2 protein-coding genes and 1 pseudogene are annotated in these 2108 nt (G+C 40.9%); 1 reads left to right on the forward strand and 2 read right to left on the reverse strand.

Translation table 11 applies throughout. The annotated features are described in order from the left end of the window. A pseudogene (locus tag HY805_01995) lies at nt 1-136 on the reverse strand (DEAD/DEAH box helicase family protein). 183 nt (nt 137-319) lie between these two features. Between HY805_01995 and HY805_02000 the strand changes: the two are divergent. Further along, the gene (locus HY805_02000) at nt 320-1642 is read left to right on the forward strand and encodes an IS1380 family transposase (GenBank protein MBI4822987.1); all 1323 of its coding nucleotides are present in this window, start codon (nt 320-322) and stop codon (nt 1640-1642) included. Nucleotides 1643-1883: 241 nt separating this feature from the next. On the opposite strand, the gene HY805_02005 is transcribed toward HY805_02000, so the two are convergent. After that, nucleotides 1884-2075, reverse strand: a complete 192-nt coding sequence (locus tag HY805_02005) for a helix-turn-helix domain-containing protein (GenBank protein MBI4822988.1) — start codon at nt 2073-2075, stop codon at nt 1884-1886. Nucleotides 2076-2108: the final 33 nt, after the last annotated feature.

Below are 2108 nucleotides of genomic sequence, written 5' to 3' on the forward strand. Positions count from 1 at the left end.
TAAAGGCATCAAAATATTCAAGGGCCTGTCTCCAGAGATTATAGATGGAACGGTGGCACTCATCAGTAACGATAAAATCAAAGGTCTCTATGGGTATCTGAGGATTGTAGGAAACCTCGAAAGATTTTGGGATTTCTTGATTATAGATTGATAGATTTTTAAAATCTCCAAAGCTTAAACCGAAATTATGCATTACTATTGACAATCCATCAAATTCTGATTCCTCTTACATACAAAAAAGCTAATAAAATGCCTCCTTCTGTGGTATAATGAGTTTTATTCTGAAGACCAAAAACCACAAAAAGGAGGCACTTAAAAAATGAATAAGACTATACCAGAGAAGAAGATATATTGCAACAGAGAAGTTAAGGAGGAGTTTACAGGCAAAAACCTTACCAGGTTTGGAGGAACAGGGCTTATAAGAAGATACCTTAAGAGGATAGGCATCAGTTCTTATCTTGAGAAGATTGAGGTAAAGAAGAAAAGGGATAGAGGGTATTCTCCCCCCGAGGTGTTTCTGAGTATCCTTTACGGTATTCTCCTTGGTCTGAGCCGTCCCTACCATATGATGGAGCTTGTGAGAGACAAGGTATTTCAGAAGATAGCTGGTCTTAAGGGTTTTCCTACCCAGTCTACCATAAGCAGGTTCTTCAAAGGTTTGAGCATGCGCATATCCAGAGAGATATACCACATAAACTACTCCCTGCTGATGAAGGTGAGAAAGGAGTTTAAGGACTTTACAGATGGTATAACTGCAGACCTTGACTCCCACGTAACCCCTGTTTATGGCAATCAAGCGAGGGCCAAAGTTGGATTCAATCCAAAGAAGAAGGGGAGAAAGAGCTACCATCCTATCCTCTGTTTCATAGGAGAGACCAGGGACTTTTTGGCTGGTAGCTTGAGGAGTGGCAAGCATCATACGAGTTACAATGCCAGGATATTCCTCTCCTCTGTCATAAAAGCCTTGCCCGTTGCCATAAAAAGGCTTAGGGCCGACAGCGGTTTTTTCTCTATAGAGTTTATTTGGTGGCTTAAGAAGAAGGATATAGAGTTCTTTATCGTTGTTCCCCTTCAACAGTGGGCTCAGAGGATAATACTCCATCAGGGAAGTTGGGAATCTATTGGTAGGTGCATCTGGGCAAAAGAGATCCTCCTTCCCTTGGGTAAGACCGTATCCTGTCGTCTTGTCATCATTCGGACAAAGGTAGGGAAGGGTGAAAAACCTAAGAAGGAGCTTTCCCTCATAAAGGGGGATGATGCCATATACGACTATCAGATGATTGCTACCAACAGTACCAAGGCCCCCATTGAGGTATGGAGATTTTACAATAAGAGAGCAAACTGTGAAAACTTTATCAAAGAGAGTATTTACTCTTTTGGCCTTGATAATGTAGTATCTCAGAGTTGGGCTGGGAACAACTGCTGGTTTCAGCTTGTGATGCTTGGGTACAACATTATGAACTGGTTCAAGGAAGAGGTAGTCTTGCAGAGGGATAAGAAAACTTTTGGGGAAGGTATCAGAAGGATGCTTCTTCTTATTCCTGGCAAACTTATATACACTGCAAGGCAGTATATCCTTAAACTGGAGGAGAGCTGGTGTTACAGGAAGGAATATGAGCTGGCTCTTCAAAGGCTTGAGTGAAAGAAAGAGAATTTCCAAAAAGGTAATAAACCAGATGCTACTTAGAGGTTGGAAGGAGGGGTCTATCTTTAAGGGTATAACCTTGCCCATAAGGGGTTGGGTGATGTCATAACTCACTTTATTTTTCATCCTATCCTTGCCTCTGATGGGTTTTAGAATAGTAAACAAGGAATAATCCTGAGTGTAAAGATGCCTTTTTGGTGCTAAACACACTTACTGCATAATTTGGGATAATTGAATTTTAGGCGTTCTTACCCAGGTTGTTTTTTTGTTCCTTTAACCAGTTGTCTATATCCTCCTTCCAAAACCTCCAATTCTTGCCCATCTTTATTGCTGGAAGCTTGCCTTTTTGGGACCAATTATAAACCGTAGAAACATTGAGCCTAAGATACTCAGCCACCTCTTTAAGGTTCATCAATCCATCATTTTTCATAAAATGCTCTAACCTCCCGAAATATCCTCTAAA

Source organism: Nitrospirota bacterium, assembly GCA_016207905.1.
Taxonomy (GTDB): Bacteria; Nitrospirota; Thermodesulfovibrionia; order Thermodesulfovibrionales; family JdFR-86; genus JACQZC01.